Source organism: Nonomuraea sp. NPDC049750, assembly GCF_040659625.1.
In the GTDB taxonomy this organism is placed as follows: Bacteria; Actinomycetota; Actinomycetes; order Streptosporangiales; family Streptosporangiaceae; genus Nonomuraea.
The window spans coordinates 232,958-252,244 of sequence record NZ_JBFANB010000007.1; the positions used below are offsets into that span (position 1 = coordinate 232,958).

Below are 19,287 nucleotides of genomic sequence, written 5' to 3' on the forward strand. Positions count from 1 at the left end.
CCTACGCGTTATCCGGTCCGTGGGAATCATGGCAAGCGCCCTGGCGATTGGCGCGGGGTTCGGCGCGGCATCTTCGGAGCGCCCTTGGGTGCCGTCGGCGCATGCGTCAAGCGGCCGGGAGTGATGGGTTTGCTCGCGAGATTGACCGTGCCGGTCGGCGCCGCCGTACAGATGGTCGTGCTCCCGCCCGGCAGGAATGAGGTGATCGAGGCCATCGGAAAGACGATCGTATGGACGGAGGCTGCCGCGATTATTGGCTTCATCCTTGTCCATTTCTTCCTCGTTGAGCGACGTCGGCGCACCGTGACGACCGCAGAGTCTCCGTAGGGAGGCTGAGCACCCGCGCTGACCCCTATGGATGGGCAGTGATCGCAGCGGAGGCTGGGCCGCCCGGCGGCCCGAGCCAGTGGACGGAGTCACCGTACGCACCCCTCACGGTCAGTTGACTACACGGCGGTACCGAATTTCAGTGAGCGCGAAGCCGCGTGTCTCGTCCTGTTTGACGGAACCGTCACTGTGCCAGCCGTTGCTTTCGTAGAAGCGCCGAGCGCGTACGTTGGCCTCCAGCACCCACAAGGTGGCCTTCTCATAGCCGGCCTGCGCCATGGTTTCCAACGCCATCGTCATGAGTTGCCTGCCGACGCCGGCACCCCAGAACTCGGGTGCCAGATAGATCGTGGTGATCTCCGCGACGGTCGCGGAATTCTCATCCCGATCTCGTGTGGGGCCAAACCCGGTGAAGCCCGCAACGGAGCCGTCGAATTCGGCTACCAGGATTCCTTCCCAGGGCCACGACGTTTTGGCCAACAGACGCTCCCAGCCGGGTTGCCGTTGGGAGGAAGTCATCCCGTCAAGATATTGCTGGGGTACCAAGCCCTGGTAGGCCGCTTGCCAGGATCGCACGTGGATAACAGCGATCGCCTCGCTGTCAGCGAGTTCAGCTGGTCGAATGCGCATCAAAAGGTCATAGCACTCCCCGTCCATCGCCGTCGACAGGCTGAATTGCCGCAAACTGATAGATCGTCTGCTGTCGCTGCTACGACTTGAAGGGAGCGGCCTTCATCCTGGGTGCCGTCAGGGGACAGGACCTATGTACGCAGGGCGCGCGGCTCGCCTGACGGACGTCCCTCTGCGGCCAGTACATCGGCCAATAACTCCGAAAGTCCCACAGGCCGCAGAGTCTCTGTGCTGGCGACAAGCTCGGCCAAGGACCACCATCGGTGGTCGACGATTCCCTGCTGTTCCTCCGGCTCCAGGTAGGCGCGGGTAACGGCCTGCGTGCCACGCGCCCGCGCCAGAAAGTACCGCTCGTGCATGTGTACGGGCTCGCCGCCCCACCGGACGTCCGCGTCGAGAGTCCATAGGCACGGCCCCCACTCGACCTCCGTCACTCCTGTCTCCTCCAGCAGTTCTCTACAGGCGGCCTGAAGGAAGTCTTCGTCCTCCGCCAATCCTCCGCCTGGGGGCACCCAGAAAAACTCCTGGACCGGAGAGCCAGGGACGACGATGACGCCGTCGTACCTGTGCCGGATCATCAGAATCCGATCGTCCTGATCCAGCAGCACAATCCGGGCACCTCGTCGGGTCCGCATCACTTGCTCCCATCCGGCGTAGCTACCGGCAACGCTCCCATAACTAGGAAGCGGCTGGGCGGTGTGCCTGTCGCTCCACGGCGTCGAGTGCGGGCGTAAGTGGTGCGAGCGTGGTGCGCAGCAGGTCCGCCAGCGAGCCGGACGGCACGACGAGCCCGCCGGCCGTGACGGAGGCGGCAGTGGTGTGCAGCCACTGTTCGATCGCGACGCGGACCGCGGCGGCCACACTGGCCGCGAGCACACGGGCGGTTCGCGGGTCGATATCGCCGAGGCGTCTGGTGATCGCGTCGGTGAGGGGGTGTTCGAGCGCGCTGGTGGTATCGGAGAATGCCTCGCGCAGCGCGGGACGAGTGGTGATCATCAGCAGCGCCTCGCGACTGGGTACGCCCGGATCCGTGTACTGATCCACGATCGCCTCGGTGATCGCGGCGGCCAGGCCGACGTCGTCGGGCCGGTCAGCCACTGCCGCCGCGACCCGCGCTTCCCGTTCGCTGTTGATGGCGGCGACGATCGCCTGTTCGCGGCTGGAGAAGTAGTTGTTGTAGGTCCGGGCTGAGACGCCGACGGCCTCGGCGATGTCGTCGACGCGCACGTTGTCCGGTCCACGCTCAAGGGCCAGCCGCAATGCCGCCGCACTCAACGCCTCCCGGGTGGCCTGCTTCTTCTGCTCACGCAACCCGGTTCGTCTTGTCGTCACCATTTCAGCATCCCAGCTTGAGTGCGTGCGCGCAAATTTGCGTGCACGCACTTTTATGCCTAGCCTCGCGTCTCATCACCATGCGAGTCCCATGCGAGTCCCCTCCGAGTCCCCTCCGAGTCCCATTGCGAGTCTCATTGCGAGTCTCATGCGAGCGAAGGAGCAACATGATCACAGATGTCGTCATCGCCGGCGGCGGCCCGAACGGGCTGATGCTGGCCTGCGAACTGAGCCTCGCAGGAGTCCGGCCGCTCGTGCTGGAGCGGCTACCTGAGCCCAGCCAGGAGCCCAAAGCGAACGGACTGCTCGGCCAGGTCGTGAAGATGCTCGACCACCGCGGGTTGCACGAACGTCTCAGCGGCAGCCCGGAACCACCGCGACCGAACTCCGCGTACTTCATGTTCGGCGCGATGGGCCTTGACCTGAGCCTGCTGGCGGACAGCCCCGTCTACGCCCTGCCGGTGCCGCAGCGACGCATAGTGCAGGTCCTGGAGGATCGAGCGATCGAGCTGGGGGTGGAAATCCGGCGGGGACACGAGGTCGTGGGCCTGTCACAGGACGACGACGCCGTCACCGTCGACATCACGAGCCCGGACGGGGAGTACCATCTGCGGGCCCGATACCTGATCGGTGCCGACGGAGCCCACAGCGCCACGCGCAAGCTGTCCGGCATCGGATTCCCTGGCGTCACCTACGACCGGATGACCGTCCGCTCGGCGCACGCAACCGTCCCCGCGGACTGGGTCGACCCCGCCAACGGCGCGCTGAACGTGCCCGGATACGGCCCCGTCATGCCGTTCCTGCCCCACCGCACCGAGCAGGGCGGGTTCTCGTACGCGCCGATGCCCGGCCATCCACCGCTGGTCACCACTACCGAGTGGGACCAGCCCGCGACTGACGCCGCGATGAGCCTGGAGGAGTTGCGGGCGAGCATCCGCCGCGTGCTCGGCGTCGACGTACCACTCGGACCGCCCAACGGCGAAGGGCCGCACGCCTTGCGCCGGCTGACCGGCGGCAACACCCGGGTCGCCGAACGGTTCGCCCACGGCCGGGTGTTCCTGATCGGTGACGCCGCCCACGTGTACGCCGCCACCGGGGGCGGCCCCGGGCTCAACCTCGGACTGCAGGACGCGATCAATCTCGGCTGGAAGCTCGCCGCCGAGATCCGAGGAAGCGCTCCGCCCGGACTGCTGAGCACGTACGAGACGGAGCGGCGATCGGCCGCGCACCGCATGGTGTTGAACGCCCAGGCGCAGTCGGCGCTGATCGCCCCCGGCAGTGACGTCACCGGACTGCGCGAAGTGTTGAGCGAACTGCTCCGCGACCCGAACACGGTACGGCGCCTGGCCGAACTCACCGCGGGCGCCGACGTCCGCTACGACATGAGCGAAGACGTGGCCGAAGACATAGGCGAAGACGTGGGCGAAAACATGGGCGGACCCAAGCCGCACCCGCTGATCGGCCGCTTCGCCCCGAACCTGGAGCTGCACACCCCCACCGGGCCGGTCCGGCTGGCCGAGCTGACCAGAACCGCACGCCCCCTGCTGCTCGACCTGACCGAAGGAGCTTCGCTGGCGCGGACACCTGCCCTGCGACACGACCAGGTCGACATCGTCACCGCGCACCCCCAGCCTCACGCGCCCACCGCCCTGCTCCTTCGCCCGGACTGCTACGTGGCCTGGGCTTCCGCATCACCCCAACCAGATTCCGCGGAGATGGAATCGCTCCGGGCGGCCTTGCAGCGGTGGTTCGGCCCCATGTGACCCACACGGGCGCCGGGCGACACGCGGCATCGTGGGCACGGACGGCCACCGCCGAGATCGAAAACTCGACTCTTCACGCTGCGCATTCGTTTTACGAACTTCGGTGGCGGGGTGAACGCGGCGAACAACTGGAACTTCACCGCCACGGCCGTCTGCCTGCAGGAGGTGGCAGTGGTGCCGGCCCTAGGAATGTGGGTGGGCGATCACACGAACAACTGCGCCACCGGCAACGTCATCGATCACAGCGGCAAGTAGGCGCATTTCCTGCGGGCCAGAAGAAGCGCGCGGCCATGGAGCCGGGCGCCGGGCCGGCTCGGCGCCGCAAACGCGTTCGCCGCCGCCACCGATCCCATCAGCCAACTCGCGGACGTGCCGGCGGACGACCTACGTACGGAACTCCTTCGCGGCGCGAGCGCGATCCTCGATCCCGCACCGATCGCCGAGCCTTAGACGCAGCAGGGAGCCTCTTTCATGGGGTCGGGTCAGCGGCGTTCGGGGCGGCCCATTCGACGAACTGGACGATCACGCCGTTGGGGTCGGTGACCTGGAACAGGGCTTCGCCCCAGGGCTCCTGGCGCAGCGGCATGGTGATCTGCGCCCCGGCGTCGCGTAGCCGCTTCTCCTGCTCGGCCAGGCCGCCGGCGAGGGTGAAGGCGATGATCAGACCGCTGGCACGCTGGTCGCGCTGCTCGGGCGGCAGCACCTCGATGCCGCGGGCGAGCAGGACGATGTCGACCGCGTCGTCGCGCGACAGGGAGGCGAAGCCGTCGGCGGCCTGCTGGATGGTGTAGCCCAGGTAAGTGGTGAAGAACGCCTGGGAGGCGGCGACGTCGTCGACGGTCAGTGAGACGGTGGAAGCGATGAACTGCACGGGATCTCCTCTGGCGGGTGGGCTTGATGTTCCATCGTCATAAACTTACGACGGAGGTAAAGTTAGTCCAAGGCGTCCAAGGGTGTCAACATAAAGATGCTACGAGGATAAGATTGCGTCATGGATACCCAGAGTCCCACCCCGGCCGCCGGGCTGCGCGAGACCAAGAAGCACGAGACGCGGCAGCTCATCTCCGACCACGCGACCCGGCTGTTCATCGCCCAGGGCTTCGAGCAGACGACCATCGCCGAGATCGCCGCCGTCGCCCGCGTCGCCAAGAAGACCGTCACCAACTACTTCCCGCGCAAGGAAGACCTGGCCCTGGACCATCAGGAGGCGTTCGCCACCTCCCTGGCCCACGCCGTCACCGCACGACGCCCAGGGGAGTCAGCGCTGGCCGCGCTGCGCCGCGCGTTCGCCGACGCCGTGGCCGTCCAGGACCCGGTCGCCGGATTCTCCGGCCAGGAGTTCGCCCGCATGATCGCCGACAGCCCCACCCTGACCGTCTGCCTGCGCGGCCTGCACGACCAGCGCGAACACCACCTCGCCCAGGTGCTCGCCGACGTCACCGCCGCTCAGCCCGGCGACATCACCGTGCAGACCGCCGCCGCCCTGCTGGGCACCGTCCACCGCGTGCTGTTTCACCGCATCCAGACCCTCACCCTCGCCGGACACCCCAACGACCAGATCGCCCACACCATCGCCGCCGAAGCCGGCCAAGCCTTCGACTTGCTGGAGCCCGCCCTGGCCACCTACGCCTCCGCCTGATGTGAGTGCTGTTGGCCCGGCCTGCGATGAGTTTTAGCGCTCCATCGGGTCTCCACTCCGGACGATCTCTACGACCAAGGAGGAATTTCATGGGCAAGGTCATCTACTGGATGAACACCTCGATGGACGGCTACATCGAGGACCCCAAGGGCGGCATGGACTTCATGGACCCGGACGAGGACTTTCGCCAGGCGGCGAACGACCACGTCCGCCGGATCGCGGCGTTCCTGTTCGGGAGGCGGCTGTATGAGGCGATGGAAAAGCCCTGGACGCAGGACCTCGGCAAGGAAGGTGCCCCGGCCCTCGAGCGGGAGTTCGCCCAGTTCTACAAGGAGACGCCGCGGTACGTCTTCTCCGACACCCTCCAGACCGTCCCCGAAGGGGTCACGATCGTCCGTCGCAAGGACGCCGTGTCCGCGGTGACGCGTCTCAAGCAGGAGATCGACGGCACCCTCCAACTCGGCGGCCCCGAGCTGGCCGTCTCCCTGCTGGACCTGATCGACGAGTTCTGGGTGTACGCGCTCCCCGTGATCGTCGGGGGCGGCAAGCCGTACCTGCCCGTGGGGGAAAAGCTGCGGCTGCGCCTGGTCGAGCACCGTTCCTTCGCCTCAGGAACCATGTTCCGGCGCTACGTACGGTCCTGACCGGCCCAGAGGCGGACCCACGAGGCGGCGTTCGGTTTTGCCGCATTGATCGCATTAAAGGGCCATGCTGGGCCTTATGCGGTTGATCCAGATCGTGTCATGTGCCGTCGTCAGCATCCTGCTGCTCGGTTTCGTCGGCTGGCCGGGCGAGACCATGACGCCGATGGGGGACTCCTCCTATCCCTGGCGCCCGGCGGGGTGGGGGACGCCAGGGATAGACGTCGTCGGTAGGGCTCCCTTCGCGGCCGAGGTCTACGGTGACGTGGCGGTGCGCTCGCGGTGGGGCCTGCGTACCGCAGGACTGGTCGGAGAGCGGATCACGGACGGATCCACGGCCTGGCGGTACGAGAACGGCTGGGCCGACGACTCGCTGGATCCCGTCCGGGTGGACGATCGCCGGGTCGCGGCCGTCTGGCGGGACGGCCGGGTCAGCCTCATCGACGTGCCGGACGGCCGCATCGTCTGGCAGGCCGACCTGCCGCCAGGCCCTGACCACGAGGCCAACCGGGCCTACGACGAGGAATGGGGGGCGGCCTGGGACATCTCCATGGCCACGGACGGCTCCGTTCCCCTCGTGGTGGCCCTGCACGAGGGCCGGCTCGACGTACTGGACGGCCGCACAGGCGCGATCCGCTGGTCCTACCCGTCTGATTCGTCCGCTTCCTGCGCCACAGGAGTCTCCAGCCTTGAAGCCCGCGGCGCGGGCGAGACCGTGCTCGTCTTCCAGGACTGCGCGGGCGAGGAGTCGAACGTCGCGCTCAGTGCCGCGGACGGCAGGCGGCTGTGGGGGTTCGACGGTGGAGAGCTGTGGCACGCGCGTGCGCTCGGCGCCGACCGCCTGGCGTCGGTGGACGCCGGCGGCGCTCTGATCGTCCGCAGGGTCCAGGACGGGAAGATCCTCTGGCGCGCCCCGTCGGCGGGGCTCAAGAACAACCCCTACGGGGAGGCGATGGGGGTGTCGGACAAACTGGTGACCGTACGCTCGGAGACCGAGGTGACCGCATACCGGATCGCCGACGGCGAGGTCGCCTGGCGCCGTACCCTGGGCAACGTGTGGAGCCGCACCGTGCTGACGGACGGCGTGGACACCTACGTCGCCGAAGACGCGACGACGCTCGTCAAGCTCGACGCCCGCACGGGACGCATCGTCGACCGGCACCGCTTCGAGGACCACATCACCCCGCAATGGATACGCGACGGACTGGCCGGGATCGGCGTGGGCACCGGCGGCGACGCGGTGATCGGCTGACTCGTCCCGAAAGCCCTGACAATCTGCGAGAGATGCAAGTTGGGACGTACCCCACCGGCTCGGGTCTCGGTCTTCGAGACTCGGTCAGCGGGGACCGGTGAGACGGACGTCGCCCTGCGCGGACAGGACGAAGACCTGCCAGTTGTAGTACGCGTAGAAGCTGCGCGAGTCGCGCTTGATCTGGCGTGCGTGCGCCAGGACGGCATCCACGTACCGGGTGTCGTGGTTGTAGGCGAACACCGCACGCCGGTAATCTCGCGGCGCCCCCGACGCCTTGAGGTAGTTGGCCGCGGCGAGCACCGCGTCATGCGCGTCCTGGACGTTGCCGCCCAGCCCGTACTGCCGCCACGTGCCCGGCATGAACTGCATGGGCCCCTGCGCCCCGGCGGAGCTCGCCGACCTGACCCGTCCGAACTTCGTCTCGACGAGCATGATCGCCGCGAGCACCTCCCACTCGACGCCGAACCGTTTCTCGGCCCGCACCATGTAGCCACGCAAGCGCTCGGCGGGCTGCGGCTCCACCAGGCGCATCCTCTTGCGCTGTGCCGCACTGATCGGACGCGCCAGGGACAGCAGCTTCGCGATGGCCGTGGTGTTGTCGCGTGCCTCAGCGGCCAGCCCCTTGGGCAGACGCCTGACGACCCCCTGGGTCAGCGCCGTACTGCGGGCCATCGCCCGGTAGATGCGCTGCTGATGAAGAGCGAGCAACACGACGTCCTGCGGCGGCCGCTCCTGCGCCCCCTTGGTCCAGCTGTCGATCGCCTCGTTCAGCGCGGTGGTCGTCTTCTTCAGGGCATCGGCCAGCTTGACGGGGTCGCTGGGAATGCGGACATCAGGCGCAGGCACCCCCATGGCCCCCGCCTCCGGAGAGGGCGTCTGGGTGGCACTCGGAGCGGTGGCCTGGGCGGGCCGCTCCGGTGCCGCCGATCCGTCCGCCTCACCACCACATCCCGCGAGGACGGCAACGACGGACGCCGCGATCATGACGTGGACCGATCTCATGATGCCCTACCGTATCGCCCGGATCATCTGCAGGACGGGACGCCGCCGCGCACCACCCGCGCCAGAGCCAACCGCGAAGGAGGTCCTCGGAAGATCGCTTCCCGGGATCGGGTTTCCCGCATCTGATGGTCCTCGCCAGGTGCTCGATGTTAAGTACCTAGGGATTCAGCGCTTCACCTGCCGATTGTCTGAGCGGCGGGCGGGGGTTTGATGGTGAGCTTCATTCCCCAATCCGAGTAGCGGACATCTTCGACGAAGCCGAACCATCCCTGCCCGCCGGTTGCGCCCTTCAGCTTGTCTCCTTCGGGCTGACGCCACTTGGACCAGGCCCGGCGTACGAGACCGTCTTCGCCGATCCACAGCCGCCAGTCGATCTTCCACTCACCATGATCGTCTTTAACGCCCACGCGCAGATCGGGCGCGACGTCCCACAGTTGACGAAAGGTGATCGACCCTTGACGAAGGGTCGTAGGTGAGCCGTCGTAGGTGCCTGAGGCTTTTGTGGTCGTCGTGGTCGCGAGCACGGCTGTCAGCAGATATCGCGAACGCCTGCCTTCCGCACCTGGAAGTCCCATAGGTCGGTCGCGACCACCTTGCCGTCGCCGAATCCGACGACGCCCTTCGTGGGCTTGAAGCGCTCCCAGCCCGAGCCCGAGTTGAATGTGGTGTATCGAAATGTGGTGTATCGAGTGGTCCGCACCCCGTGCCCTTTGACCAGTTGACGCTGGATCGCCGCAGCCGGGTCATCGGTCGTGGCCGCATCGGAAGCGGGCGCGCCAACGAGGGCCGGTCCGGCCAGGGTGAGGACCACGACCGCCATCCATCGCCTCATCGGGTTCTCCTCACGATGGGCCCGTACTTTTGCCGACATGGGCCGAAGCGCTGACCTTCGCAGAGGGGAGGTCTCGCCGTGATCACGGGAGTGTCCCGCACGAGGACCACGGGCTGGCCACAAGTCCGATCCACGGCCACCAGCACGCTCAGCAAGCGGAGCAGATACCCAGCGACGGTTACAGCGGGTTCCCTGGCAGTTAGATGTGATCAACGCCATCATGGGCATCGTGACTCCGACACCTGGCGCGTTACAGGACGGCGACTTGTTTAAAGCGCCCATCCCTGATGAGTTCTTCCCCATCAAGTCGTACGCTGACTCGCTGGACGAGCCCACCTTTACCGAGCAGGTCGTGGCATGGCTGCCTGTCCTCGCCGGAGTGGCGGCTGGGGTCGTTCTCGGCGTCGTAATCACCCTGATCATTCTTCGGCGCGCTGCTGGATCGTCGAACTGACCGCGCGGATCGGCACCGGCGTGGTCGCCGTGATGGACCAGGTCCGTAGGGCGCCACCCGTTGAAGTGGCGCTCGCCGAATGGCTCGCGCTTCTGCCCCGAGCGGGGCGCTCCTCAAGAAGCGCCAAGTCATGGCCCTAGGTCAGGTCCCCAGGTCGGAGACGGCCGCCGCAGCTGCGGTGAGAGCAGCGTGGGCGTGGGGAAAAGGCTCGCCGTGGCCGACGCAGGCGAGTTGCGCGTCGATCCGGGCAAGTCTGCGGAAGGAGCGGAGCATCTCGGCGTGGTCAAGGTTGAACACGCCGGGCATGATCTGCCCGTTGACGTGCGCGACGGTGTCTCCGGTGAACAGCATGCCGAATCGCGGCAGGTGGAGGGCGATGCTGCCGTCGGTGTGACCGGGTGTGTGGATCACCTGTGCGCCGCCGCCGAAATCGATCACGTCGCCGTCCTCCAGTTCGCGGTCCACCCTGCAGGCCGGTGCAGGGGGCAGCAGGTGGGCGCCGAGGCTGCGGTGGAGAGCGGCCTCCTCGTCCGTGAACCGCGGAGCGGGGGCGGGCTTGTCGCCGCGGATCACCGGTGCCTCCAGGCAGTGGGCCAGCACGATGACGTCTCCCCAGCGACTGATCTCGGCCGCGCCGCCGCAGTGATCCTCGTGGAAATGGGTGAGCACGACGCGCTTGACGTCGCTGGTACGGAAGCCCAGCTTTTCGATCGCGGCCGCGATATCGCCGCCGGAGGTGGCGATCCCGGTGTCGACCAGGGTGAGTTCGCCGCCGTCGTTCCACAGATACGCCTGGCCGAACTCCAGCAGGAGCAGGTGCAGCTCGGAACGGAGTTCCACGGTTTTCATCTCGTGCCCCTTCGGTAGGACAACAGCAAACCCGCGGCCGGCCGGTGACGTCCAACAACGATTTCCATCGGATTGACAACCAACGGTTTCCAATCCAGGCTCGGCACGTGGAAGCGGACATCGAGGGCCTGCGCGCGTTCGTCGTCACCGCGGAAGAGCTGCACTTCGGGCGGGCCGGCGGGAGGCTGTTCATCACCCAGCAGGCACTGTCGAAAAGGATCCGCCGGTTGGAGGAGGCTCTGGCGGTTCCGCTGTTCCGGCGAACCACCCGCGCGGTAGAGCTGACCGAGGCGGGACGGCTGCTGCTGCCGCGCGCGAGCGAGGCGGTGTCCGCCTTCGACCGGGCCGTGCAGACGGTCCGCGTAGTGGACGACCCCCTGCGAGTGGACGTCTACGACGAACGATTCACGCCGCTGCGGATGGTGCGCCGGGTGTGTGCGCGCGACTCACGCGTGCGGATCGAGCTGAGTATGCGCCAAGGGTTGTCCGTGGCGTTGCCGGCACTGCGGCGGCAGGAGATCGATGCCGCGTTCGGCCGGGTCCACGACGCGTCGGCACCGTGGCCGGCCGAGCTGGCGTACAAGTTGGTGCACTTGGAGCCGCTGCACGCATTCGTACCCGAGGATCATCGATTGGCCGACAGAAGCGTGCTGCGGCCGGCCGACCTGCGCGAGGCGGGCATCGCGATGCCCGACCCAGCGGGCGCGGCCGAGTGGCGGCATTATCTGAGACGGCTGGCCCACCGGTTCGGCGTGCCGTTGCGGTTCAACGCGCCGGCCATCGGTCAACGACATCTGGTGGAACAGTTCTTGGCGGAGAAGGCGGCGGTGGGGTTGGGTGAGATGAGTATCGACCCGGCCGGCAGCGGTCTGCGCCGTATCCCGGTCGTCGACCCGATGCCCCTGATGCCCTGGTCGGTGGTCTGGCACCAACGCAACCCCCGCCCCCTGCTGCGAGCCTTTCTACGACAACTGCGCCCATCCACGCTGCCTTCGCCGTCCGATCCGACGGTATGGCTGCCGGAGATCGATCTGACCCCCATGCGGCCCTGACCGGCAGGGCGGGCGGCTTGGTCCCGCGCCCCAGCCCACGTGTCTCGATCGTCACTTGATGACGCGGGCGCGGGTGCGTCAGGTCCAAGTCGCCGAATCCGGGTCGATGCCTCGATCGCGGGCGTTGGCGTCGATGATGTCACGGAGCCAGATGGTCAGGCCTGGCTCGATGGCGTCGTGGTATGCCGTGAACCCGGGATCGGCGGCGTACTTCCTTCCCAGGCAAACATGCATCGAAAGGGTGCAGTCGAAGTACGCGTCAATGGAGGCCCTGTGTCGTTCCGCCAACGCGTTGGCTTCGGCACTGCCTGGCCTGACGCCGGCGCGCTTGGCTTCCGCCAGGTCGTGCTCGAGCGTTGCGATGTTGTCGGCGATCCGCTGCCAGTCCTCGGGGGTCATACCCGCGGCGCGCTCGGCGTACTGTGCCCATTGAACTGTGTCGCCCCATCGGTCACGTGCGTCCGCGACCAGTGACGGCTTCCAGCGCTGCCCGAAGATCGCGACTTGTTCCTCCGCGGAGAGCAGGATGCCGGCGTGTGCGGCTTCGATCATGCGGTCGACCGCGTCGACCATTGCCTGCAAGCGGGAGATGCGATCGAGGAGCTGGGTGCGCTGTTGTCTCAGCGGCACGGTCATATCGACCGTCGGAGCATCGAGAAGTTCACCGATGTCGTCGAGCGACAGGCCGAGCTCGCGGTAGATGAGCACCCGGTGGATGCGTGCGATATCGGCCGCGGAGTAGAGCCGGTAACCGCCGGTGGTTCGCCCGGACGGGCGGACGAGCCCGATCGCGTCCCAATGATGGAGGGTGCGGACGGTGACTTTCACGTGCGATGCCGCGGCCCCGACGGTCAGCCCGCCGGGCCCCGCGGCATCGTCCATCGCGGCGTTGGTCACGCCGTCGAGTCTGACATGCGCGGCGGTTTCACCCTTTGGGGAGGGTGAAGCCGTTTGCTTCGAGGTAGCGTGCCTCGGCGCTGTCGGGGTCGAGGGGACGGGCCGCGGTCATGATCACGCGAGCGTTCTCCGGCGTGATGACTTCCAGTTCTACGGTGTTCCACGGAGTCTGTCGTGGACCCGTCGTGCATCCGGGCACCAGCGCGGTGCACGCCCGCGCGATCTCGTCGACCTGGCTCAGCACGCAACTGAAGCCGATGCTCACCGTTGAAGGGGCCGGCAGGACGTCGGTCGGGACGAGCAGAGTGTCCTGGAACGCCCACCGTCGAAGGTGCGTGACCTGGCCCGGGACCGTGAACAGGTCGATGAAACCGAGCCCGCGGGTCCAGAAATTCACGGACGCGGCCAGGTCCGGCGTCGGCACGGTGACGAACATCGGCATGCCGTAGATGCCCCGGTAAATCTCGGGTGGCGTCGCGTCGGGCCCAGGCGGAGGGACAGGGCTGATATCGAATGCCTCGTAGTACTCGGTCATGCGCTCATCGTGGAGCCTGACGCAAGGTCAGGGTCAAATCCGGATCAGCATGCAGATAGATCGAGCGACGGGCGTTACAGCATGCCCAGAAGTACGGGGCCGGCGTTCATGGCACCGTGGACAACGAGGATGGGCCACATCAGTCGGTATCGGCTCCACAGATAGCCGAGGAACAACCCCTGCACTCCTTGATTGACGAAGGCCGAGGAGAGGTCCGCAGGAAGGTGTCCCGTGCCTTGGATGCCGACATGCCAGGCCGCCCAGAGCAGGGAAGTCAGCACGATGGCGGGCCGGCGACCGATGATGTGCTCCCATCGGGTCTGCAGCCAGCGCCGGTAGAAGACCTCTTCGAGCAGGCTGTTGACGCTGAACACCACGACGATGGTGAGCACCAGCGTGACGGGATCGACCCTCGCCGCGTAGTCGCTGGGCGGCACGGCCAGCGGACCTGTGTAGGTGAGAACGAGCCAGGCGGTCACCGCTGCGATGGGGCCGTAGTGACGCCAGGCCGCGAGCCGCTCATGGATCTGGCCGCGATCCGCGCAATCGCGCCGTGACAGCCAGAACAGCAGTGCGGGTACGGCGAGCAGCAGGATGAGCTTCAGCAGCGTGTGGGCAGGTTCACCGCCGCCCGACAACCATAACCCCGCCGCGAAGAGCGTGGCTGAGACCAAGAGGAGGATGGCCTGGAGGTAAAGGCCGCCGCGTGCCGGCGCGGCGCCGGCGGGCGTCGCCTTGGGGGGCAGCAGCCGTATGAGCACCAGTCCGGTGAGGGCCGGGATCCAGCGGTGCCACATGGGCACGGTGCCGGCGTGGTCGGCCGAGTAGCGGATGCCGGTGTTGCCGTTCAGTGCCAGCCATAGTGCCGCTCCGGCGATCAGGGCCAGGCCGGCCACCAGAATGCTCAGGCCCAGCGTCGGTTGCCATGCTTTATTTCGCACGCCTGTACTTTATAGGAGACCGTACAGGTGTGCTGTAATAGAGGCATGCCGAAGATCGTGGACCACGAGCAGCGGCGCGAGGAACTCACCCGGATCGTGTGGGGCATCATCAGCCGGGATGGAATCGAAGGGGCCACCGTCCGCAAGGTCGCCGAGGCGGCAGGCGTCTCAGTCGGCGGGTTGCGCCACTATTTCGACAATCAGCGCGGCCTGCTCAGCTTCGCGGCGCAGGCGGTCGCCAGAAGCGTCACCAAGCGCATCACCGGCCACCTCGACGCGGACCTTCCAGGCATGCGGCGCGCCCAGCTCATCCTCGAAGAGCTCCTTCCGCTCGATGACAACCGCCGCGTCGAGGTGGACGTATGGCTGGCATGCCTGGTGCGCTCGCATGTGGATGAGTCCCTGGCGGAGTTGCGTGACGCGAGTTGGCCAGGGGAACGCCACATCTGCCGCCTGGCGATCGCCTCTTGCCACGGCCTGCCGCTACCCGATCGCGCGGGACAGGAGTTCGCCGACACCGGGCTGGAAGGCCAGGCCACGCGCCTCCACGTGTTCGTGGACGGGCTGACACTCCAGACAGCGACCTTCCCGCACAACTTCACGCCTCAAGCCATACGTCGAATCGTGCACGACGAACTGCGCCTCCTCACCGAGGCGCCGTCCAGGTCGCCGCGGCCCGGCACCGACCGCTGACGGGTCGAGCACTACCTCCCGCATTTGGACTGATCGTTTTCCCGTCCCGATCACTGCCTCACGAGCCGTGCGCGGCCCGTTCCGCATAGCCGTACAGGAAGGTCAAAACGCCTGCGGTGACCATCTCTCGGAGCGCGTCCTCGTTGTGGAGATCCGCCCGGTCGGTGAGGTTGTCGGCGGAGATGAGCAGCATCAGGTGCCCGGCCGCGCGAGCGGGGTCGTCGATCGTGAGGTCGCCGCGCCCGGCGATCCTGCGCAGGCGTTCGGCCAGTTCACGTCGGGTACGGCCGGGGCCGGTCTCCTGCCAGAGCTTGAGCGCGGCCGGCGGGATGTGCTCAATCTCGGCGTTGACCTGGCGGATGAGCGCGAAGTGCGGGGCCAGGTCGGAGGTCAGCACGCCGAGCCAGGCCAGTCCGAAGTCGATCAGGTCGCTCTCGAGATCGATCACCTTGGTCAGATGGCGGTCGATGATGTCGACCATGGCGTCCGCGACCCGCTGCGTGCTCTCCTGCATCACCGCCTGGAACAACTCGGCCTTGTCGGTGAAGTGGTTGTAGATGGTGCGGTTGGACACCCCCGCCTCGACGGCGATCGCGTCCAGCCCGGCGCGCGTGTAGCCGTCGCGGGCGAACAACGCCAGCGCCCCGGCCATGATCGCCCGGCGCTTGTCCGGCTGGCCGACCGGCTTCTTTCTCTCGGTCACGCTCCCCGAGCCTAGCCGATTACACCGATGTTTGCATTGAATACGCCGATCGGCGTAACGTCTACACCGATCGGTGCAACGCCTATTGTTGAGGAGACGTCAATGACCAAGATCGGCATCATTGTCGGCAGCACGCGCCCCGGCCGCCGTGGCCGCGCCGTCGCCGAGTGGGTGGCCGAAGTCGCCGCGCGGGAGCAGCCGGCGGTCGACTTCGAGATCATCGACCTCGCCGACTTCGGCCTGCCGCTGCTGGATGAGCCGCACCCGCCGGCGTCCGGCTTGTACGGCAACGCGCACACCATCCGCTGGGCGGAGGCGATCGCCGGCTACGACGGGTTCGTGTTCGTCACACCGGAGTACAACCACTCCATCCCCGGCGCGCTGAAGAACGCCCTGGACTTCGTCTACGCCGAGTGGAACGACAAGGCGGCCGGCTTCGTCGGCTACGGCCTGCATGGCGCGACCCGCGCGGTCGAGCACCTCCGGTTGATCCTGGCCGAGCTGAAGGTCGCCACCGTACGCAGCCAGGTGGCGCTGTCCCTGCACCACGACTTCACCTTCTCCGCCCCCACCGAGCCGGGCGACTTCACTCCTGGCCCGCACCAGCACTCCGCCCTCACTGCCTTGCTGAACGACGTCGTCGCCTGGTCGCGGGCGCTCGAACCGATCCGTGAAGGAGTTCCGGCATGACCGCCTTGACGACCGAGACCGCGCTCGACGACCTGGCCGACGCGATCGCCACCGGCACGACCGTCGCCGGACTCGGCGAGTCCACCAGATTCGCTCACGAGACCTTCGAGGTGCGTGACCAGCTCTTCCGCCGCCTCGTCCGCAGGCACGGCTTCCGTGCGCTGGCCGTACAAGACCACGTCTCCGTCGGGGCGACCCTCGACGCGTACGTCACCGGGGGCACGGGCACGGCGCGGTCCGCCCTGGCCAGTGCCTGGCGGCCCTGGCGCACCGCCGAAATGGCCGCGGCGCTGGAGTGGATCCGCGCCTTCAACCAGGACCACCCGGACGACCCGGTTCGGATCTTCGGCGTCAAGCCCGCCCAGGCACAGCCCGCCGACTACGACGTCATCATGGAGCACGTTCGCCGTGCCGCCCCGCACCGGCTGGCCGAACTGGCCGTACACCTGGAGCCGATCCGTACCGCGCATGAGATCGACGAGCACGTGCAGCGGGCCAGGGGCCTGCACCCGGGCCGCCCCTTCGCCGAACACGCCCGCGACGCACTCGCGATCGTCGAGCAGTCGCCCGGCGACTCCGCCCTGGAGCGGATGCTCCTCATCGTGGACTTCCACCAGCGCAGCGTCGCCGGACGCGACAACTATGCCGGCGACGCCCAGACCTGGGCCGATACGATCGTCGACCACCAGCACCGGACCGGCCGCCGCGTGGCCTACTGGGACGGCATCGCGCACACCTCGGCGGCTCCGGCGACCCTGGGCCTGGCGCCTCAACGCGGCCCCCAGCCCACGGTCGGCAGTGTGCTGCGCGACCACTACGGCCCGCGCTACGTCTCTGCGGCGATCGGCTTCCACCACGGCGACCTCGGTGCCGTCACCATCCCGGAACCGGCCTCCGACTGGCTCGACGCCCGCCTCGGCGCCACGGACGAGCCCGCCCACTGGCTCGACCTGCGTGACGACGGATGGGACGGGCCGATGAAAGCACGCGTCATCAGCGGCGTTTACCACCCCTCCAGGGACGCGGCCGAACACCTCGCCGTCGCCTCCCTGCCCGATGCGTTCGACGTGCTCGTCCACCTGCGCCAAGTGTCCCCCGTGCACTGGTTGACGACGTAGAGGTGCGCCGAGAGAAGATCGCTTCCCAGCGCCCATGGTTGCAGGGACCGCCTTATGATCTCGTTCATGAGCGAAACGATCTTCCGGTCAACCGCTCGCGTGCTGCTGGTAGATGCCGTCGATCGGCTCCTGGTCTACCGCGGGCTGCTGCTTCAGGTTGAGGAGCCTTTCTACGCCTGGTTCACGCCGGGGGGCGCCGTTGATCCTGGTGAAAACCTGCACCAAACCGCCGCTCGCGAGCTTCGAGAGGAACTGGGCTATGCCATCGCCCCCTCGACTCTTGGACCGGTCGTCGCCACCAGTTCGGGAACATGGTCACTGGGCGGTGAGACGTTCAGCTCAGTGGATTCCTACTTCTTTCTTCGCGTCGGCGAGCTGGAGGTGGATACCTCCGGCATGGACGATGAGGAACGGCGGGTGACTGACCGTTTCGAGTGGTGGACGGTTTCGCAGCTGAGGTCGGCGGCCGAGCTTGTCGTTCCAGCGGGCCTGGCCGCGCTGATGGAGCTCCTGCTGCCGGGGGATCTTCCACCTCAGCCGGTCGCGCTGCCATGGCATTTGCCCGGCGACAACGTCTGAATGAGCGTGACTTCCCGTCCCTAGGGGGTTCACGAGTACAGCTGACCTGCGGCGCGAGACCTACTTCGAGGATCGATCTCCGCGGAGAGCGCGAGGGTGAGGCGCCCGTTGACGCGCCACCCGTCGCTAACTAACTTGAGTTCAGTTTGTTTCTGAGGTTCGGACCAGGAAGAGAGCAGTGCGTGAGCGGAACGGAGTCGGGCGCCGGGCCAGCGGTGGGAGGAACGCTCATGCGTGCTCTGCAGTACATCGAGATCGGAAGGCCGCCGGAGCTCACCCGAGTGCCGCGGCCGGCGGCCGGCCCCGGACAGGTCGTGCCGCGGGTGCCGGCGGCGGGCGTGCGCGGCGCCGCACGATGACGCACTGGAGAGCGAGGTTCGACGACCGGGTGGCCGTGGTCACCGGCGCCGCATCGGGACTGGGGCTGGCGGTGGCCGAGCGGCTTGCGGAGGAGGGGGCCCACGTCGCGCTGCTGGACGTCGACGCGGCCGGCCTGGAGGAGGTGGCCGCGACACTCCCTCGCGGCGTGCCGTACGTCGTCGACGTGAGCAGCGCCGCCCAGGTGCGCGAGGCCTTCGCCGCGGTGGTGGCCGCACACGGTGGCGTGGACCTGCTGTTCAACAACGCCGGGGTGGTCGGCGAGCAGACACCGGTGCACCTCACAACCGACGAGACCTGGGCACGGGTCATGGGCATCAACGCTGATGGTGCCTTCTACGTGCTGCGCTCGGCGTTGGAAGCCATGGTCGCCTCCCGAGGCGGTGCGGTCGTGAACACCTCGTCGAGCTCGGGTCTGTCCGGCAAGCGCAACATGGCGCCGTACAGCTTCAGCAAGGCCGGGCTGGTCGGACTCACGCGCTCCGCCGCGATCGAGTACGCCGACCGGGGCATCCGGGTCAACGCGATCGCGCCCACGGCTGTGCGTACCCCGCTGGTCGAGGCGCACATCGCGCAGGCGCCCGACCCGGAGGCCATGGAGCGGTCGCTGACCACGCAGACGCCCATCCCCGGGCTCCCGACGCCCGAGGATGTGGCTGCGGTCGTCGCCTTCCTGCTCTCGGACGAGGCCCGTTGGATCACCGGGCTGACCGTCCCCGTCGACGGCGGCTACCACGCCATCTGACGGCCTGCTCCCGTCCTGCGGGCGCTCTGCCACGCGATTGGCAAACAATCTGAATCGAATCGGATGGCCGACTGTGGCGCGGCCGTGTTTGCTCTGGTGGCGCAAATTGGTCCGAACGGGTGTGGTTAAGATCGTGTCTGGCCGCGACTGGCGAGGGTGGACAACCACCGGGGAGCGTCCGCATTCTCGCGTGAGCGTCGACCGCCTGGGCGCCTGCGTCAGTGATGTTCAACTG

Annotated in this window: 26 protein-coding genes and 1 riboswitch; of the genes, 14 read left to right on the plus strand and 12 right to left on the minus strand. The window is 67.6% G+C overall.

The genetic code is table 11. From position 1 onward, the window contains the following. Window positions 1–84 precede the first annotated feature (84 nt). On the plus strand, window positions 85–327 hold the full coding sequence (locus AB0J16_RS21425; protein ID WP_358541933.1) for a hypothetical protein: 243 nt from the start codon (window positions 85–87) through the stop codon (window positions 325–327). Between the two features lie 111 nt (window positions 328–438). Here AB0J16_RS21425 and AB0J16_RS21430 read toward each other — a convergent pair whose 3' ends face one another. From AB0J16_RS21430 to AB0J16_RS21440, 3 genes are all read right to left on the minus strand, one after another. Continuing rightward, window positions 439–1,011, minus strand: a complete 573-nt coding sequence (locus AB0J16_RS21430) for a GNAT family N-acetyltransferase (RefSeq protein ID WP_358541936.1) — start codon at window positions 1,009–1,011, stop codon at window positions 439–441. 77 nt (window positions 1,012–1,088) lie between these two features. Further along, window positions 1,089–1,592 carry an NUDIX domain-containing protein gene (locus AB0J16_RS21435; RefSeq protein WP_358541939.1) on the minus strand — a complete coding sequence of 168 codons (504 nt, stop codon included), beginning with the start codon at window positions 1,590–1,592 and terminating at the stop codon, window positions 1,089–1,091. A gap of 43 nt (window positions 1,593–1,635) precedes the next feature. Beyond that, the gene (locus AB0J16_RS21440; RefSeq protein WP_358541942.1) at window positions 1,636–2,292 is read right to left on the minus strand and encodes a helix-turn-helix domain-containing protein; all 657 of its coding nucleotides are present in this window, start codon (window positions 2,290–2,292) and stop codon (window positions 1,636–1,638) included. A gap of 164 nt (window positions 2,293–2,456) precedes the next feature. Here AB0J16_RS21440 and AB0J16_RS21445 point away from each other — a divergent pair, with 164 nt between their 5' ends. Both AB0J16_RS21445 and AB0J16_RS21450 read left to right on the plus strand, forming a co-directional pair. Further along, window positions 2,457–4,052 (plus strand): FAD-dependent oxidoreductase, encoded by a 1,596-nt coding sequence (locus AB0J16_RS21445; RefSeq protein WP_358541945.1) that lies wholly within the window; start codon window positions 2,457–2,459, stop codon window positions 4,050–4,052. A 111-nt stretch (window positions 4,053–4,163) separates the two neighbouring features. Continuing rightward, window positions 4,164–4,307 carry a hypothetical protein gene (locus AB0J16_RS21450; protein ID WP_358541947.1) on the plus strand — a complete coding sequence of 48 codons (144 nt, stop codon included), beginning with the start codon at window positions 4,164–4,166 and terminating at the stop codon, window positions 4,305–4,307. A 214-nt stretch (window positions 4,308–4,521) separates the two neighbouring features. On the opposite strand, the gene AB0J16_RS21455 is transcribed toward AB0J16_RS21450, so the two are convergent. Continuing rightward, complete coding sequence (locus tag AB0J16_RS21455) at window positions 4,522–4,923, minus strand: VOC family protein (RefSeq protein ID WP_358541949.1); 402 nt, start codon at window positions 4,921–4,923, stop codon at window positions 4,522–4,524. Window positions 4,924–5,043: 120 nt separating this feature from the next. On the opposite strand from AB0J16_RS21455, the gene AB0J16_RS21460 reads away from it, so the two are divergent. The 3 genes from AB0J16_RS21460 (at window position 5,044) to AB0J16_RS21470 (ending at window position 7,584) form a co-directional block, all read left to right on the plus strand. After that, window positions 5,044–5,691 (plus strand): TetR/AcrR family transcriptional regulator, encoded by a 648-nt coding sequence (locus AB0J16_RS21460; protein ID WP_358541952.1) that lies wholly within the window; start codon window positions 5,044–5,046, stop codon window positions 5,689–5,691. Window positions 5,692–5,780: 89 nt separating this feature from the next. Further along, window positions 5,781–6,335 carry a dihydrofolate reductase family protein gene (locus tag AB0J16_RS21465; protein WP_358541955.1) on the plus strand — a complete coding sequence of 185 codons (555 nt, stop codon included), beginning with the start codon at window positions 5,781–5,783 and terminating at the stop codon, window positions 6,333–6,335. Window positions 6,336–6,411: 76 nt separating this feature from the next. Next, a complete protein-coding gene (locus AB0J16_RS21470; protein ID WP_358541958.1) occupies window positions 6,412–7,584 on the plus strand; it encodes a PQQ-binding-like beta-propeller repeat protein in 1,173 nt (390 codons plus the stop codon). An 84-nt stretch (window positions 7,585–7,668) separates the two neighbouring features. On the opposite strand, the gene AB0J16_RS21475 is transcribed toward AB0J16_RS21470, so the two are convergent. The 3 genes from AB0J16_RS21475 to AB0J16_RS21485 all read right to left on the minus strand — a co-directional run bounded on the left by AB0J16_RS21475 (window position 7,669) and on the right by AB0J16_RS21485 (window position 9,406). Continuing rightward, complete coding sequence (locus tag AB0J16_RS21475; RefSeq protein WP_358541960.1) at window positions 7,669–8,586, minus strand: lytic transglycosylase domain-containing protein; 918 nt, start codon at window positions 8,584–8,586, stop codon at window positions 7,669–7,671. A 173-nt stretch (window positions 8,587–8,759) separates the two neighbouring features. Continuing rightward, window positions 8,760–9,110 carry a hypothetical protein gene (locus AB0J16_RS21480; protein ID WP_358541963.1) on the minus strand — a complete coding sequence of 117 codons (351 nt, stop codon included), beginning with the start codon at window positions 9,108–9,110 and terminating at the stop codon, window positions 8,760–8,762. 5 nt (window positions 9,111–9,115) lie between these two features. Next, entirely contained in the window at window positions 9,116–9,406 is a 291-nt protein-coding gene (locus tag AB0J16_RS21485; RefSeq protein WP_358541966.1) for a hypothetical protein, read from the minus strand. A gap of 217 nt (window positions 9,407–9,623) precedes the next feature. On the opposite strand from AB0J16_RS21485, the gene AB0J16_RS21490 reads away from it, so the two are divergent. Further along, window positions 9,624–9,872, plus strand: coding sequence for a hypothetical protein (locus AB0J16_RS21490; RefSeq protein ID WP_358541969.1), 249 nt, complete (start codon window positions 9,624–9,626; stop codon window positions 9,870–9,872). A gap of 141 nt (window positions 9,873–10,013) precedes the next feature. Here the strand turns inward: AB0J16_RS21490 and AB0J16_RS21495 are convergent, their stop codons facing one another. Continuing rightward, window positions 10,014–10,721 (minus strand): MBL fold metallo-hydrolase, encoded by a 708-nt coding sequence (locus AB0J16_RS21495; RefSeq protein WP_358541971.1) that lies wholly within the window; start codon window positions 10,719–10,721, stop codon window positions 10,014–10,016. A 107-nt stretch (window positions 10,722–10,828) separates the two neighbouring features. Here AB0J16_RS21495 and AB0J16_RS21500 point away from each other — a divergent pair, with 107 nt between their 5' ends. After that, window positions 10,829–11,773, plus strand: coding sequence for a LysR family transcriptional regulator (locus AB0J16_RS21500; RefSeq protein WP_358541973.1), 945 nt, complete (start codon window positions 10,829–10,831; stop codon window positions 11,771–11,773). A 78-nt stretch (window positions 11,774–11,851) separates the two neighbouring features. Here the strand turns inward: AB0J16_RS21500 and AB0J16_RS21505 are convergent, their stop codons facing one another. The 3 genes from AB0J16_RS21505 to AB0J16_RS21515 form a co-directional block, all read right to left on the minus strand. Continuing rightward, entirely contained in the window at window positions 11,852–12,670 is an 819-nt protein-coding gene (locus tag AB0J16_RS21505) for a MerR family transcriptional regulator (protein WP_358541975.1), read from the minus strand. 28 nt (window positions 12,671–12,698) lie between these two features. Further along, on the minus strand, window positions 12,699–13,205 hold the full coding sequence (locus AB0J16_RS21510) for a VOC family protein (RefSeq protein ID WP_358541977.1): 507 nt from the start codon (window positions 13,203–13,205) through the stop codon (window positions 12,699–12,701). A gap of 74 nt (window positions 13,206–13,279) precedes the next feature. After that, complete coding sequence (locus AB0J16_RS21515; RefSeq protein WP_358541979.1) at window positions 13,280–14,146, minus strand: type II CAAX endopeptidase family protein; 867 nt, start codon at window positions 14,144–14,146, stop codon at window positions 13,280–13,282. A 45-nt stretch (window positions 14,147–14,191) separates the two neighbouring features. On the opposite strand from AB0J16_RS21515, the gene AB0J16_RS21520 reads away from it, so the two are divergent. Beyond that, entirely contained in the window at window positions 14,192–14,839 is a 648-nt protein-coding gene (locus AB0J16_RS21520; protein WP_358541982.1) for a TetR family transcriptional regulator C-terminal domain-containing protein, read from the plus strand. Between the two features lie 58 nt (window positions 14,840–14,897). Here AB0J16_RS21520 and AB0J16_RS21525 read toward each other — a convergent pair whose 3' ends face one another. Next, window positions 14,898–15,542 carry a TetR/AcrR family transcriptional regulator gene (locus tag AB0J16_RS21525; protein WP_358541984.1) on the minus strand — a complete coding sequence of 215 codons (645 nt, stop codon included), beginning with the start codon at window positions 15,540–15,542 and terminating at the stop codon, window positions 14,898–14,900. Between the two features lie 102 nt (window positions 15,543–15,644). Here AB0J16_RS21525 and AB0J16_RS21530 point away from each other — a divergent pair, with 102 nt between their 5' ends. The 5 genes from AB0J16_RS21530 to AB0J16_RS21550 all read left to right on the plus strand — a co-directional run bounded on the left by AB0J16_RS21530 (window position 15,645) and on the right by AB0J16_RS21550 (window position 19,052). Further along, a complete protein-coding gene (locus AB0J16_RS21530; RefSeq protein WP_358541986.1) occupies window positions 15,645–16,232 on the plus strand; it encodes an NAD(P)H-dependent oxidoreductase in 588 nt (195 codons plus the stop codon). After that, window positions 16,229–17,350, plus strand: coding sequence for an erythromycin esterase family protein (locus tag AB0J16_RS21535; RefSeq protein ID WP_358541988.1), 1,122 nt, complete (start codon window positions 16,229–16,231; stop codon window positions 17,348–17,350). The genes AB0J16_RS21530 and AB0J16_RS21535 overlap by 4 nt, the downstream gene beginning before the upstream one ends. Window positions 17,351–17,416: 66 nt before the next feature. Further along, entirely contained in the window at window positions 17,417–17,929 is a 513-nt protein-coding gene (locus tag AB0J16_RS21540) for an NUDIX domain-containing protein (RefSeq protein WP_358541990.1), read from the plus strand. Between the two features lie 230 nt (window positions 17,930–18,159). Continuing rightward, window positions 18,160–18,288: a hypothetical protein gene (locus AB0J16_RS21545; protein ID WP_358541992.1), complete on the plus strand. Its 129-nt coding sequence runs from the start codon at window positions 18,160–18,162 to the stop codon at window positions 18,286–18,288. Continuing rightward, window positions 18,285–19,052, plus strand: coding sequence for an SDR family NAD(P)-dependent oxidoreductase (locus tag AB0J16_RS21550; protein WP_358541994.1), 768 nt, complete (start codon window positions 18,285–18,287; stop codon window positions 19,050–19,052). The genes AB0J16_RS21545 and AB0J16_RS21550 overlap by 4 nt, the downstream gene beginning before the upstream one ends. Before the next feature lie 133 nt (window positions 19,053–19,185). Continuing rightward, a riboswitch (ZMP/ZTP riboswitch) is annotated at window positions 19,186–19,270 on the plus strand. Window positions 19,271–19,287: the final 17 nt, after the last annotated feature.